Consider the following 13,203-nt stretch of genomic DNA (forward strand, 5'->3'; position numbering starts at 1 on the left):
CAGGTGGGGGGCACTGTTGTGAAGAGCTCAGAAGTCGAGGACCAGGTCGTACGCGGACAGCCACTCGTTGATGTGCAGGGCCATGTCGACCTCGATACGGGTGAGCTTGCCGGCCACCGTCTGGTCCCGCCGGACGTCCTCGACGACGGTCGGGTTGAGCAGCGGCAGCACCGGGGCGTCGCCGGCCGCCAGGAGCTTGCCGAACTGCTCCTGTACGTAGGCGTCGTAGGCGGTGTCGTTGGAGATCGGGTAGCCCGTCTTGGGGCGGTGCAGTATGGACTCGGGCAGCAGGTCCTTGACCGCCGCGCGCAGCAGGCTCTTCCACTGGCCGTCGAAGGTCTTGAACTCGCGGGGCGCGTTGAAGACGTACTCCTGGAGCCGGTGGTCGCAGAACGGCACCCGCACCTCCAGGCCCAGCGCCATGCTGAGGCGGTCCTTGCGGTCCAGCAGGGTGCGCATGAAGCGGGTGAGGAAGAAGTAGGTGCATTCGCGGAACTGCTTGTCCCGGCCGCTCTCGCCGGGCAGGTTCGGCATTCCCGAGACGGCCTGGCGGTACTGGTCCGCCTGGTAGGACGGGACGTCCAGGTGGGCGGAGAGCGGCCCGAACAGCGCGGGCAGCCCGAGGTTGTGGGCGAGGGTCCACGGAAGGGTGCCGGGCCGCCCGTACTCCGGGTGGTGGAACCACGGGTAGCCGCCGAACAGTTCGTCGGCGGACTCGCCGGTCAGCGCTACGGTGGACTGGCCGCGGATCGCGCGGAAGAGCAGATAGAGCGAGATGTCCATGCTGCCGGGGCCTGCGATGAGGACCGGCCAGTCCATGGCCCTGACCACCTCGCGGCGCACCGACGCCTCGATCATGTCGTCGTTGCCGAGCACGATGTGGTTGTGGTCCGCGCCGACGTGCTCGACGACCTCGTGGACGTACGGGGAGTCGGGTGTCGGGTGGGTGAGGTCGGGCTCGAAGTTGTCGAGATATCCGGCGAAGTCGACGGCGAACGAGCGCACCTTTCCGCTGCCGTCCTGCCCTTTGGCGATGGCGGCGAGCGCGGTGAGGGTGCTGGAGTCGAGGCCGCCGGAGAGCATGGTGCACAGCGGCACATCGCTGACGATCTGCCGGGTGACGATGTCCTCGAGCAGTTCGCGCACGGTGCGGATCGTGGTGGGGAGGTCGTCCTCGTGCTCGTGCGCCTCCAGCTTCCAGTACCTGCGCTGCGTGCTGCCGTTGCGGCCGATCTTGAGTACGTATCCGGGGGTCAGCTCCGGCATGTCGCGGATGGCGCCGACGCCGGGGGCCTTGGTGCCGGCGAGGATCTCCCGCAGGCCGTCGGCGTCGACGGTGCGGCTCGCGAGCCGGTTGGCCAGGATGGCCTTGGGCTCGGATCCGAAGAGAACGCCGCCGCCGGGCAGTTGCTGGTAGTAGAGGGGCTTGATGCCCACCCGGTCGCGTACGAGCAGTAGTTCTTCGCTGCGGGCGTCCCAGATGGCGAAGGCGTACATGCCGTTGAGCCGCTCGACGAAGCCCTCGCCCCACTCCAGGTAGGCGCGCAGGACCACTTCGGTGTCGCTGCGGGTGTGGAACCGGTGGCCGCGGCCGACCAGTTCCTCCCTCAGCTCCCGGAAGTTGTAGACCTCACCGCTGTAGGTGAGGGCGGCCAGGACGCGGCCGTTCTCCTCGGCCACCATGGGCTGGCGGCCGCCTTCGAGGTCGATGATGGACAGCCGCCGGTGGCCGAGGGCAGCGTGCTCGGTGATCCAGACGTCACCCGCGTCCGGTCCCCGCAGTGCCATCGTGTCGGTCATCGCCCGTACGGCGGTGGCCTCTTGGCGCAGATCACGTGTGAAGTCCACCCACCCAGCGATGCCGCACATTTTGGTCTCTCCTCAAAGGTCGTCGATGCCGAAGCGGGTGGCCTTGACCGTGGCGCGCACCGTCAGCAGGACCTTGCCGTCGGCATCGACGGCGGTCCCTGACCCCTCCGAGACGAAGGTCGTCGGCGAGGTCAGTTTTCCTTCGTGCCGGATCCTGACCTCGTACTGGAAGGAGCCGAGGCCGTCCGTCCACAGATGGCGCAGTACGAAGACGAATCTGGTCTCGCTCGTCCTGCGCCAGAGGCCGAGCCCGGTGTGCGAGGCGTTGATGGTCTGTACGACGAGCTGCCCGTCGGCGCCGAACGAGAAGTGCGCTCGCTCGGTCTCGCCGGGCCGATGGTCGATGCTCACCTGCACGGCCCACGCGCCCGCCGGGCCTCCGGCGTTCGGGTACGCGGCGGCGTCGGCGTCCGGTGCGGTGACAGCCGTGGTCAGGCCGGCGGCTGTCACCGCCCCGGTGCCCATGAGCAGCCGGCGTCGAGTGGTCGACGGTCTGCCGGACATGGTCACTCCTCGTTGGGTACGACGGACCGACCGGTGTGCTGGTCGGTGACGGAGATGGCCTCCGCCGGGCAGGCTTCGACGACTTCGATCAACTCACCGTCCGGGTCGACGAGTTCGTCGACCGGACGGGTGCGCAGCAAGGCGTCGACTGTGAAGTAGCGCGGGGCCTGCGCGGTGCAGATGCCGCTGCGCTTGCACGCGCGGTCCACCGCGATCCGCCACTGGGGCGTGGACGTGGTCATGGTCGGCCCGCCTTCACCAGGTGACCGGGAGGTTCGCCAGCGCCCGGGCGGTGAGACCTGTCTTCCAGGTCAGCCACTCCACCGGGACGGCGAGCCGCAGGGTGTCCGGCAGCTTCTCGATCAGGGTCCGCAGGGCGATCTGCATCTCGAGCCGGGCGAGTTGAGCCCCGAGGCAGTGGTGCACGCCGTAGCCGAAGGACAGATGGACGTTCGGGGTGCGCTCCACGTCGAACCGGTCGGGGTCGGCGAAGATCTCTTCGTCGTGGTTGGCCGATCCGAGCGCGGCGATCACCGCTTCGCCCTCGCGGATGGTCACGCCACCGATCTCGACGTCCTCGGTGGCGACCCGCAGCTGGGTGCCGGTGAAGACGAAGGGGTTGTGGCGCAGCAGTTCCTCGACCGCGCCGGGCACCAGCTCCGGCTTCTTGCGCAGCAGTTCCAGCTGCTCGGGGTGCTGGAGCAGGGTGAACAGGGCGATGCCGAGGGAGTTGGAGGTGGACTGGTGCCCCACCGTCATCAGGATCATCGCGAAGTCGAGGAGTTCTTCCTCGGACAGCGACTGTCCTTCGTCGCGGGCGTGCACCAGGACGCCGAGCAGATCGTCGGTGGGCTCCTGTCGGCGGGACTCGATCAGGCCGCGCAGATAGCCGACGATGTTGCCCCGGGCGTCGCCGACTTCCTCCCGGGTGTGGCCGCCGAGGCTGAAGATGACCTCGCTCCACGCGTGCAGCCGGTCGCAGTCCTCGTACGGGACTCCGAGGAGTTCGAAGATGACCTTGATCGGCAGGCTGAGCGCGAAGCACGACATCAGGTCGACCGGGTGCGGGGCCACCAGCACCAGTCCGGCCTGCTCGTCGGCGAGTTGCTGGATCCGCGGCCGCAGCGACTCCACCCGGCGGGCGGTGAAGGCCTGCATCACCAGGCGGCGCAGCCGGGAGTGGTCGGGCGGATCCATGCCGAGGATGGTCTTGGGCCCGGGGCTGGTGTTGCCCATCCGCGGCGCGCCGGACTGCTCGGCCGCGGCGCGGCTCAGGCGCGGGTCGACCAGCGCCTGGCGCACGTCCGCGTAACGGGTCAGCAGCCACGCCCGGTCACCGGTCGGCAGGGTCACCCGGCTGACCGGTGCCTTGTCGCGCAGGCGGGAGAACTCCTCCGGCGGCTCGAAGCCCTCGGGCGGGGGCGCCGGGAACGGAAACGCGAGGAGCTCCTCGTCGATCGACATCGCTACCCCTTCTCTGTCTTACGGTGCTGTGTCATCCCGGGGGCGGGCCCCCTGGCCCCCGGCCAGAAGAGCAGGCCGACGGGCCGGCCGGCCCGGCATCGCGAGGTGACCTCGGTGAAGAGTGCCGCGGCGGCCGCCGGACGGCGGCCGGGACGCGGCAACCCTCACTTCTTGCGGCCGACCAGGAGGATGTCGTTGGTGGCCAGGAGCTTTGCGGTGACCTCGGCGAAGCCTGCCTCGTCGAACCACTTCCTGGCGTCGTCGACGTGGTACTCCGACCCGCCGTGGGTGACCACGAGCATGGTCAGGCTGGTCAGCAGGTTGTTCAGCGGGGAGAGCTCGTCGTCCAGCATGGGGTCGTAGACGAGCAGGAAGCCGCCCGGCTTCAGACCGGCGAACGCACTCTTGATCAGCTGCTGCCGGCGCTCGGGGGACCAGTCCTCCAGGACGTGTCCGATGATGACGACGTCCGCCGTCGGAACCGGGTCGGCGAAGAAGTCGCCGCCGTGGAAGGCGATCTTGTCCTTGAGACCGAGTCCGCCGATGTGGTCCTCGTACGCCGGCTGCACGGTCGGCAGGTCGAAAACGGTGCCGGTCAGGTGCGGGTGGGCGTCGATGATGGTGGCGAGGAGGTTGCCGCGCGCGCCGCCGACGTCGGTGACGGTCTTGACGGAGCTCCAGTCGAACTCCTTGGCCAGCTCGGGGCCGACGGCCCAGTTGAGCGCGTCCATCATGGCGACGAAGTCGCGCATCTGCTCTTCGCTCTTGTACAGGTGCTTGAACATGTTGTCGTCGCCGTGGCCCTCGATCTGCGACTCACCGGTCTTCAGCGACTCGGTGAAGCCGGCCCACGCCGGGTACAGGACGGCGTTCGAGCGGTCGAGGAAGCGGCCGACGTAGGTGCGCTTGCCCTTGACCAGGTGGGTTTCGGCCGACTCGGTGTTGCCGTACTTGCCGTCCTTGCGCTCGAGCAGTCCGAGCCGGACCAGCGCGTTGAGGAACTCACGGGAGCCGCGCGAGTGCAGACCCAGCCGCTCGCGGATCTCCCCCTCGGTCGCAGGCCCGGTCTCGCTCAGCTTGGTGAAGAGCTCGAGTTCGGTGGCCGTCAGCAGGACCTTGGCGCTTCCGAAGGCCATGCCCAGTCCGACGATGTCTTGGAGGCTCAGCGAACCCTGCTTTTCGGGTGTGCTTGTCATGCGCCAGGTCCTTTCCCGGTGTGACGGAGAGACGTGTCTGCGCCGTGGCCTCCCGCTACGCCGAAGACGGCGCTGTGAGAGCCGGGAGCACTATTGGCGGCGCGCCTCGAAGACCCCTGGAGACCGGACAGAACCCCGCGCACCTGAGTGGTCCCGATATCGGTCGATTGACGGGTCCATCGGTCCTCGAGTGGATCTCCAGCGCCTTGCGGTAGCCATGAATCAGCTCCGTGCCCGGTAACGGCCGGGGCTGGACCTGTTGCCGAGCCGGCCGCGGCCGGGAAGACGGAGCATGGCATGGAGTTGGGACTGACCGGCAAGGTCGTGCTGCTCACCGGGGGCAGCGGCGGTATCGGCCGACCTCTCGCGCGCTCCTTCGGCCGGGAGGGCGCCAGGGTGGCGCTGACCTATCTGCGGCGTGCGGACGCCGCCAAGGACGTGGCGGCGTCGATCGAGGAGGCAGGCGGCGAGGCGCTGCCGGTCCAGCTCGATCTGACGGACCGTCAGTCCATCGACGCCGCCGTGGGGCATGTCGTGGACAGATGGGGCGGCATCGACATCCTCGTGGTCAACGCATCGGCGACCGGCGGCCCGAACCCCAAGCCCGTGGGGTTCGAGGAGATCTCGCCAGACACCTGGCTGCCGTTGCTGCGCTCCGAGGTGGAGGGCGCCTTCCACACGGTTCAGGCGGTGCTGCCGGTGATGAAGTCCCGTGACTGGGGCCGCATCGTGTTCATGTCGGCGAGCATCGTGCACCGCGGCCGCAAGGGCGAAGAGGCCTACACGGCGAGCAAGGCGGCGCTGCACGGGCTCAGCCGCACCCTGGCCACCGAGCTGTTCACCGACAACATCTTCAGCAATGTGGTGGCCCCTGGGCCCACGGTTACCGAAGGGCTGCTCGGCAAGCTTCCGGACAGCCTCAGGCAGCGCATCGCGGACGTCACTCCCGAGGAGGCCAAGCGCCTGCTCAACGAGGGCATGCCGCATCTGCGGTTCTCCACCGTCGACGACGTCAACAACACGGTGCTGTTCCTGGCTTCCGCGGCCAACGGCAACATCACCGGAAATGTGATCAACGTCGACGGCGGCCACTGATCACCGCGCCGCGAGCCGTTCACGACCGCTCCAAAGGACAGTGCCGAAGTCCGCACACACCGTGCCGACGAGAAAGGCGACAGGAGGTCACGAGTGACGTTCTCCCCGCTCGGCGCGCTGCGCCGGCTCAACCCTTTCCACTGGTCCGCCGGCCTGGTCATACGCGGCATGGCGGAGCTGTGCATCGCCGACCACCTGGCCGAGAAGCCGCGTACGGCTTCCGAACTGGCCGCCGCGATCGGCGCGCACGAGCCGAGCCTGACCCGCTTTCTGCGGGTGTGCGAACTGCATGAACTGATCGTCCCGGTCGCCCCGGACGGCTGGCAGCTGACCGGCGCGGGTGAACTGCTGCGTTCCGACGTGCCGTCGCTGCGCGGGTTCTCCATCGCGGTCAACGCTCCCGGAATGACCCGCCCTTGGGAGCGGATCGCCGAGGTGGTGCGTACCGGCGAGCCGGCCACGCGGGCGGTGTGGGGCATGGACCACTGGGAGTACTACGCCGCCAATCCCGAGGAGGCGCGCAGTTACGCCGAGACCTCGGCGTCGCTGTCCCTGGAGGCCGCCGACGCGCTGGTGGCGAGCTACGACTTCGCCGGCGCGGAGACGATCGTGGACATCGGCGGCAGCCCGGGCACCGTGCTGAACCGGCTGCTCGGCGAGGTGCCGGCCGCCCGCGGGGTGCTGCTCGACCTCGACTGGGCGGTGCCGTACGCCGAAGAGACGCTGGGCGCTTTCGACGGCCGGGCCGACGTCATCGCCGGGGACTTCCTGAGCGAGGTGCCAGCCGGCGGCTCGCACTATCTGCTGAAGAACGTGCTGTGCGATCTCGACGACGCGGGCGCCGCGCGACTGCTGGCCAATGTCTTCGAGGCCGCGCCCGCGGGGAGCCGGCTGCTGCTCCTGGACTGGGAGTACACCGAGCACTCCTCGCACGTCCACGCCAATGACGTGGAGTTCATGGTGCTGACCGGAGGCCGTGCGCGGACGCCTGACGAGTACGAAGGCCTGCTGGCCAAGGCCGGGTTCGGCCCGGCCAGGAGGCTGCCCCTGGCCGGCCATGAGCGGGCCCCCATCGTGTTGCTCGAATCCGTCCGCCCCTGAGGCCGGAGGAGAATCAGAGGTGGTATGTGATGACCAGTGAAGTGACGGCACGTCAGGTTCCCGCGTGCGAGGGCGCTCCGGTGATAGGGCCGCCGCCCGCGCAGGCGGTGGCCGAACTCGGCTGGGGCATGTGGGCGAGCGCGACCGTGCAGGCCGCGGCCCAACTGCGCCTGGCGGACGCGGTGGACGACAAACCGGTCACGGTGGAGGAGCTGGCGACGGCCGTCGGCGCCGATGCCCCGGCGCTCACCAGGCTGATGCGGGCGCTGGTCGGCTTCGGCATCTTCCGTCAGGAGGGACCTGGCAGGTACTCGCACAGCGAGGCGTCCCGCGCGATGCGCTCGGACGCCCCGGCGTCGCTGACCGACATCATGCTGACCGGCGGCAGCTGGGGCTGGGCGATGTGGGGCAAGCTCGCCGAGAGCGTCCGCAGCGGCAAGTGCGCCTTCCAGGAGACGTACGGCAAGGACCTGTTCACCTATTTCCACGAGGACGACAACGCGGCGGGCGAGCAGTGCCTGCGCGGCTACGCGGCGCAGTCCCAGGCGATGAATCCGGGGGTCGTCAAGGCGCTCGATCTGAGCGGTGCGAAGACCTTCTGCGATGTCGGCGGCGGTCACGGCAGCCTGGTGCGGAGCCTGTTGGAGGGCAATCCGCATGTGAAGGCGGTGCTGTACGACCGGCCGCACGCGATCGACGCCGCGCTGCCCGAGCTGCGCGAGGGCGGTTCGCTCGGCGGGCGCTGTGAACTCGTGATCGGCGACTGCTTCGGGCGGGTGCCGGCGGCGGACGTCCATCTGATCCGCCAGGTGCTCCACATGTGGGAGGACGACGCCTGCGACAAGGTGCTGCGCAACTGCGTGGCCGCCGGGCACTCCGGTGGCCGGGTGGTGCTCCTCGAGCAGCTGGTGGCGGACCCGCCGGAGACTCCCTGGGACGCCCTGATGGACCTGCACATGCTGCTGGTGATGGGTGGCTGGGAACGCACGGCGGACGAGTACCGCGTCATGTTCGAAAGGGCCGGCATGGAGTTCACCGGCGTCACTCCCACGGGTACGCCGCTTCGGCTGATCGAGGGCAGGATCCCGTAGTGAACGGCTTATCCGGGTTCATGGAGCGCGACGCGTTGGCCGGTGCACCCTTCGGGGCGCACCGGCCGCCTTGCGCTGGTCATTTCCTCGCCCGGCCGACGGACCTCAGCTTCGCGGTCTCCTCCTGGGTGAGCGGGGCGGCGCCGCGCATGAAGTCGACGACGGTCCGCAGCTCTTCCTCGCCGTACTTCTCGGACAGTTGGACGAGCGAGGTCGCGAGTCCTTCGAAGAGCGGGAAGATCTGCGCCTCGAGGTTGGGCAGCGGGGTCACGATGACCCGCCTGCGGTCCTTGGGGTCCTTGTCCCGGCGGACGAAACCGGCGTTTTCCAGCCGGTCGATCACACCCGTGATCGCACCGGTGGTGACGCCGTTCTCCTCGGCCAGTTGCCCAGCGGTCATGGGGCCCCGCTGGACCAGCGCGCCGAGGCAGTTGAGGTCGAGAACGCTCACCTTGAGGCGGTCGGCGACCGCCTGCTGGAAGAGCACAGAGCGGGACACCAAGTTGCGAAGTTCCCGGTCGAGTTCGCGCACCAGTGCCTCACGGCCGCCCTCGCTTGACATGTGTCCCGCCTTCCGTATCATCTAGCCAAGTGATTCTCTTAGTAACTAAGATACTCTCACTGAGAGATTTTTAGTCGCTGACCTACTCGCCCAGTTTAGTGCCGGGCGTTTCCCCACCGGACGCAGTGAAGATCACCGAAAGGTCGCATCATGTCCGAGTCCCCTGCCGTTCAGGCATCCGCCGTCGGGGCTGATCCACAGCGCAAGAAGGCGCTCATCGTGGTGCTCTTCGCGGCGTTCATGGATCTCCTCGACTCCACGATCGTCAACATCGCCATCCCGCCGATCCAGCGGGACCTGGGCGCGAGTTACGCGGCCGTGCAGTGGGTCGTGGCCGCATATCTGCTGTCCTTCGCCGTGCTGCTGATCCTGGGCGGGCGCCTCGGCGACATGTTCGGCCGCAAGAAGCTGTTCCTGATCGGCGTCGCCGCGTTCACCGTGACCTCGGCACTGTGCGGAATGGCCCAGAGCCCGGAGATGCTGATCACCTCCCGTGCCCTGCAAGGCGCGTCCGCGGCGCTGATGGTGCCGCAGGTGCTCTCCATCATCACCGCGACCTTCCCTCCGAAGGAACGCGGCGCGGCACTGGGCGCATTCGGCGGCGTCGCCGGTCTGGCCACCGTCGGCGGACCGATCGTCGGCGCCGTACTGATCAACGCCGACTTCTTCGACCTCGGCTGGCGGGTCATCTTCCTGCTCAACATCCCCGTCGGCATCCTGCTGCTGGTCGCCGCCTCCGCGGTGGTACGCGACTCCAAGTCCCCGCAGCCCATCAAGCTCGACATCGTCGGCACCCTGCTCGTCACCGTCGGGCTGTTGCTGCTGCTGTTCCCGCTCGTACAGGGGCGTGAGGCGGGCTGGCCGGCCTGGGCCTTCGTCTCCCTGGTGGCCTCGGCGCCGGTGCTGGTGATCTTTGCGCTGCACCAGAAGCGGCGGCACGCCTCCAGCGGTTCGGCGCTGATCCTGCCGGGTCTGTTCCGCAGCCGTTCGTTCTCCGCGGGCCTGGTGGCGAACATCGTCTTCTTCGCCGTGGTGATCGGGCACTTCCTGATCTTCATCATCTTCCTGCAGACGGGCCTCGGGTTCTCCACGCTGCGAGCGGGTCTGACCGGTCTGCCGTGGTCCTTCGGTGTCAGCTTCGGCGCCGCGTTCTCGGCCACCGTGCTCACGGCCAAGCTGGGCCGGAAGGTGCTGGTCATCGGTGCGGTGCTGCTCGCCGCCGGTCTGTACGGAATCTCGCTGACCGTCGAGTGGCGCGGCGACCAGATCGGCTCGTGGTGGCTGCTGCCGACCCTGCTCGTCGGCGGTCTGGGGATGGGCATGATCATCGCCCCGATCCTGGACTTCATCCTCTCCGATGTGCCGCCGGAGCACTCCGGCGCCGGCTCCGGTGTGGTCAACGCAGTCCAGCAGGTCGGTGGAGCCATCGGCATCGCCGTCATCGGCGCGATCTTCCTCGGCTTCCTCGGCGGCGCCGCGGACAGCGCGACCAAGGACGTCACGCCACAGCTGCGGGCCGGTCTGGAGAAGGCCGCGGTCGCGGAAAGCAAGCGGGGCGAGATCACCACCTCCTTCGCCCAGTGCTTCACGGACCGCACCTCCGCGGCGGACCCGAGCGAGACTCCGAAGAGCTGCGAGGCCCTGAACTCCGTGCAGGGCGCGGGCGTTCAGGCCGCGATCGGCGAAGCGGCTCAGGACGCACGGCGGATCGCCTTCAGCACCGCCCTTCAGCGCACGATCCTCGCTCAGATCGGCCTTGTCGCCCTGGTCTTCCTGCTGATCTTCCTGCTGCCTCGCAAGGCCCGGCACCACGAGGAGACCTTCGAGGACGAGGAGGAGGCCGGCGAGGCCGCGCACGTCCCGGGCCAGGCTTCCGAATCCACCACGGCACCGTCCCCGCAGAGCACGTCCTGACCCGCCCAACCCCTCGGGGTCCCGCGGCGATGTCCGCGGGACCCCTCCCACCCCCGTCGAGGAGGTCCACCCCATGTCGGAACAGAACACGGAACAGGTTCAGGTGCTGATCGTCGGCGGCGCGGTCGTCGGAGTGTCCACCGCGCTGTTCCTCGCCCGCAAGGGCATACGCACCCTGCTCGTCGAGCGCCACCCCAGCGCCCTCCTGCACCCGCGGGCCCGGGTCATCAACCCCCGTACCGTCGAGGTCTACCGATCGGCCGGCCTCGAGGACGCGATCTTCGCCGACCGGTCCCTGACATCCGATCTCAGCGTCAAGCTCATGGTCCGCGCCGAGAACCTGACGGGCCCCGAGATCTTCTCCGCCCCCATGCAGGACGAGGCGCCGGAGCTGAACTCCGCGGTCACGCCCGTCACCTGGTGCTCCATCGACCAGGACAAACTGGAGCGGATCGTGGCGGCCCGCGCCGCCGACGAGGGCGCCGACATCCGCTGGTCCACCGAGCTGGTCTCCTTCGAGCAGCCCGCAGACGGCGACAAGGTGTCCGCGGTCATCCGCGACACCGTCACCGGCGAGGAGTACACCGTCCACGCCGACTACCTGGTGGGCGCGGACGGCAGCCGCAGTGCGGTACGGGACCGGCTCGGCATCGCCGCCGAGGGCCCCGGCATCCTGGTGCACACCGTGAGCGTGGTCTTCAAGGCCGATCTGACCGGTCCGCTGCGCGGCCGTGACCTCGGGCTCGGCTACTTCGACCAGCCCGACACCGGCACCCTGCTGATGCCGCTGGACGGTTCCCGCTGGGTCTTCTACACGCCGTACCACCCCGAACGGGGCGAGCGGCTCGAGGACTTCGACGAGGCCCGCTGCATCGAGGCGATCCGCGCGGCCGTCGGTGTTCCGGACCTGCATGTCGAGGGCCTCGAGGTGCAGATCGACAAGACCGGCGAGAAGATTCTCGGCTTCGAGATCGCCGCCCAGCTGGCCGAGCGGTTCCGCGACGGCCGGGTCTTCCTGGTCGGCGACGCGGCCCACTCCATGCCGCCCACCGGTGCGTTCGGCGCCAGCACCGGAATCCAGGACGCGCACAACCTCACCTGGAAGCTGGCCGCCGTGCTCGACCGCACCGCCGGACCCGGGCTGCTCGACACATACGAGGCGGAGCGCCGTCCGGTCGCCCGCTTCACCATCGACTACGCGCTGGCCGAACTGCAGGGCCGCTCCGGCGACGGCAGCGAGGACGGCCAGCAGGTCAGTTACGCCGCGGCCATTCTCGGCTACCGCTACGGGACGGGCGCACTCCTTCCCGAGAAGGGCGACGAGCAGGCGCCGCCCGCGACGGACCCGCGCCGTCTTGGCCGCCCCGGCACCCGCGCGCCCCACCTGGCGCTGCGCCGCGACGGCAAGGAGCTGTCCGTACTCGACCTCTTCGGCGACTCGCTGGTGCTGCTCACCGGCCCCGAGGGGACCGGCTGGGAGCACGCGGCGGGACCCGCCGCACAGCGGCTGGGCGTCGACCTCGACGTCCACCGGGTGGGCAACGGCATAGCGCCCGCGGACCCGGAGGACTCCTGGACCGCCACCTACCCGGTGGGCCAGGACGGAGCGGTCCTGGTGCGGCCGGACGGATTTGTGGCCTGGCGCAGCGACGGCGCTGCCGCCGAGCCGCAGCAGGAACTCGAAAAGGTCCTGGGCCAGGTGCTCGACCGGCTCGTGTGAAGCAAGACGTGTGAAGAGACAGAAGGGGTTGATCCATCATGGCCAAGGACCAGGAACAGCAGTTCAGCGAGGCTCTGGGGTCCGTCACGACCGGGCTGCTGAAGTTCGTCGGAGGGGCGTCCGAACTGACCCTCGCCGCCGAGGAGAAGAACAGCGACGATCTGTACCGCGGGCGCTTCTCCGGGCTGGTCCCCGAAGTGCACGCAGCCGCCGGCGTGGTGACCGTGCGCTACCCGCGCCGCCTGCACCCGTTCACGATCCGCCGGCACAACGGGCAGCTGACCGTCAACGCGTCGGTGCCGTGGGCGGTGGAGATCGACGGCGGCGCCGGGCGGGTCACCGGCGACCTGTCGTCGCTCCAGCTGACCCGGCTCGACCTCGGCGGCGGCGCCAGCCATGTGTCGATCGTCCTGCCCAGGCCCAGCGGTACGGTGCGCATCCGGATCGCGGGCGGGGCGAGCAATGTCACGCTCCGCCGGCCGCAGGACGTGCCCGCGCGGGTGAAGGTCACCGGTGGCGCCTCCCATCTGACCCTCGACAGCCAGCACTTGGACGCCGTCGGCGGCGGACTCGAGCTGGCCCTTCCGGAGTTCGAGACCGCCGAAGACCGGTACGACATCGAGGTCGTCGGAGGCGCAAGCTCCCTCACCGTCGACCGCCCCTAACACCAGGGACACAGGCGTCCGA

Annotated in this window: 12 protein-coding genes; 6 read left to right on the forward strand and 6 right to left on the reverse strand. The window is 69.2% G+C overall.

Annotated elements, in window-relative coordinates; genetic code table 11:
• Window positions 1-27 precede the first annotated feature (27 nt).
• From asnB to QFZ67_RS06130, 5 genes are all read right to left on the reverse strand, one after another.
• Window positions 28-1,869 carry an asparagine synthase (glutamine-hydrolyzing) gene (asnB, locus tag QFZ67_RS06110; RefSeq protein WP_307660065.1) on the reverse strand — a complete coding sequence of 614 codons (1,842 nt, stop codon included), beginning with the start codon at window positions 1,867-1,869 and terminating at the stop codon, window positions 28-30.
• Between the two features lie 12 nt (window positions 1,870-1,881).
• Window positions 1,882-2,373 carry a hypothetical protein gene (locus QFZ67_RS06115; protein WP_307660066.1) on the reverse strand — a complete coding sequence of 164 codons (492 nt, stop codon included), beginning with the start codon at window positions 2,371-2,373 and terminating at the stop codon, window positions 1,882-1,884.
• A 2-nt stretch (window positions 2,374-2,375) separates the two neighbouring features.
• Window positions 2,376-2,615, reverse strand: a complete 240-nt coding sequence (locus QFZ67_RS06120) for a ferredoxin (protein ID WP_307660067.1) — start codon at window positions 2,613-2,615, stop codon at window positions 2,376-2,378.
• 13 nt (window positions 2,616-2,628) lie between these two features.
• Window positions 2,629-3,837, reverse strand: coding sequence for a cytochrome P450 (locus QFZ67_RS06125; protein ID WP_307660068.1), 1,209 nt, complete (start codon window positions 3,835-3,837; stop codon window positions 2,629-2,631).
• A 164-nt stretch (window positions 3,838-4,001) separates the two neighbouring features.
• Entirely contained in the window at window positions 4,002-5,033 is a 1,032-nt protein-coding gene (locus QFZ67_RS06130; protein ID WP_307660069.1) for a methyltransferase, read from the reverse strand.
• Between the two features lie 297 nt (window positions 5,034-5,330).
• On the opposite strand from QFZ67_RS06130, the gene QFZ67_RS06135 reads away from it, so the two are divergent.
• The 3 genes from QFZ67_RS06135 to QFZ67_RS06145 all read left to right on the forward strand — a co-directional run bounded on the left by QFZ67_RS06135 (window position 5,331) and on the right by QFZ67_RS06145 (window position 8,320).
• Window positions 5,331-6,128, forward strand: a complete 798-nt coding sequence (locus QFZ67_RS06135; RefSeq protein ID WP_307660070.1) for an SDR family NAD(P)-dependent oxidoreductase — start codon at window positions 5,331-5,333, stop codon at window positions 6,126-6,128.
• Between the two features lie 93 nt (window positions 6,129-6,221).
• Window positions 6,222-7,229 (forward strand): methyltransferase, encoded by a 1,008-nt coding sequence (locus tag QFZ67_RS06140; RefSeq protein WP_307660071.1) that lies wholly within the window; start codon window positions 6,222-6,224, stop codon window positions 7,227-7,229.
• 29 nt (window positions 7,230-7,258) lie between these two features.
• Window positions 7,259-8,320 (forward strand): methyltransferase, encoded by a 1,062-nt coding sequence (locus tag QFZ67_RS06145; RefSeq protein WP_307660072.1) that lies wholly within the window; start codon window positions 7,259-7,261, stop codon window positions 8,318-8,320.
• A gap of 79 nt (window positions 8,321-8,399) precedes the next feature.
• Here the strand turns inward: QFZ67_RS06145 and QFZ67_RS06150 are convergent, their stop codons facing one another.
• On the reverse strand, window positions 8,400-8,882 hold the full coding sequence (locus QFZ67_RS06150) for a MarR family winged helix-turn-helix transcriptional regulator (protein ID WP_307660073.1): 483 nt from the start codon (window positions 8,880-8,882) through the stop codon (window positions 8,400-8,402).
• Between the two features lie 150 nt (window positions 8,883-9,032).
• On the opposite strand from QFZ67_RS06150, the gene QFZ67_RS06155 reads away from it, so the two are divergent.
• From QFZ67_RS06155 to QFZ67_RS06165, 3 genes are all read left to right on the forward strand, one after another.
• Window positions 9,033-10,796, forward strand: a complete 1,764-nt coding sequence (locus QFZ67_RS06155; protein WP_307660074.1) for an MFS transporter — start codon at window positions 9,033-9,035, stop codon at window positions 10,794-10,796.
• Between the two features lie 73 nt (window positions 10,797-10,869).
• Window positions 10,870-12,516, forward strand: coding sequence for an FAD-dependent monooxygenase (locus tag QFZ67_RS06160; protein ID WP_307660075.1), 1,647 nt, complete (start codon window positions 10,870-10,872; stop codon window positions 12,514-12,516).
• A 38-nt stretch (window positions 12,517-12,554) separates the two neighbouring features.
• A complete protein-coding gene (locus QFZ67_RS06165) occupies window positions 12,555-13,181 on the forward strand; it encodes a hypothetical protein (protein ID WP_307660076.1) in 627 nt (208 codons plus the stop codon).
• Window positions 13,182-13,203: the final 22 nt, after the last annotated feature.

It is taken from the genome of Streptomyces sp. V1I1, from assembly GCF_030817355.1.
Classification (GTDB): Bacteria; Actinomycetota; Actinomycetes; order Streptomycetales; family Streptomycetaceae; genus Streptomyces.

Bases quoted from the DNA above. Each gene is read 5' to 3' on its own strand.
- asnB (WP_307660065.1), bottom strand. From the start codon at position 1,869: ATGTGCGGCATCGCTGGGTGGGTGGACTTCACACGTGATCTGCGCCAA.
- QFZ67_RS06115 (WP_307660066.1), bottom strand. From the start codon at position 2,373: ATGTCCGGCAGACCGTCGACCACTCGACGCCGGCTGCTCATGGGCACC.
- QFZ67_RS06120 (WP_307660067.1), bottom strand. From the start codon at position 2,615: ATGACCACGTCCACGCCCCAGTGGCGGATCGCGGTGGACCGCGCGTGC.
- QFZ67_RS06125 (WP_307660068.1), bottom strand. From the start codon at position 3,837: ATGTCGATCGACGAGGAGCTCCTCGCGTTTCCGTTCCCGGCGCCCCCG.
- QFZ67_RS06130 (WP_307660069.1), bottom strand. From the start codon at position 5,033: ATGACAAGCACACCCGAAAAGCAGGGTTCGCTGAGCCTCCAAGACATC.
- QFZ67_RS06135 (WP_307660070.1), top strand. From the start codon at position 5,331: ATGGAGTTGGGACTGACCGGCAAGGTCGTGCTGCTCACCGGGGGCAGC.
- QFZ67_RS06145 (WP_307660072.1), top strand. From the start codon at position 7,259: ATGACCAGTGAAGTGACGGCACGTCAGGTTCCCGCGTGCGAGGGCGCT.
- QFZ67_RS06150 (WP_307660073.1), bottom strand. From the start codon at position 8,882: ATGTCAAGCGAGGGCGGCCGTGAGGCACTGGTGCGCGAACTCGACCGG.
- QFZ67_RS06155 (WP_307660074.1), top strand. From the start codon at position 9,033: ATGTCCGAGTCCCCTGCCGTTCAGGCATCCGCCGTCGGGGCTGATCCA.
- QFZ67_RS06160 (WP_307660075.1), top strand. From the start codon at position 10,870: ATGTCGGAACAGAACACGGAACAGGTTCAGGTGCTGATCGTCGGCGGC.
- QFZ67_RS06165 (WP_307660076.1), top strand. From the start codon at position 12,555: ATGGCCAAGGACCAGGAACAGCAGTTCAGCGAGGCTCTGGGGTCCGTC.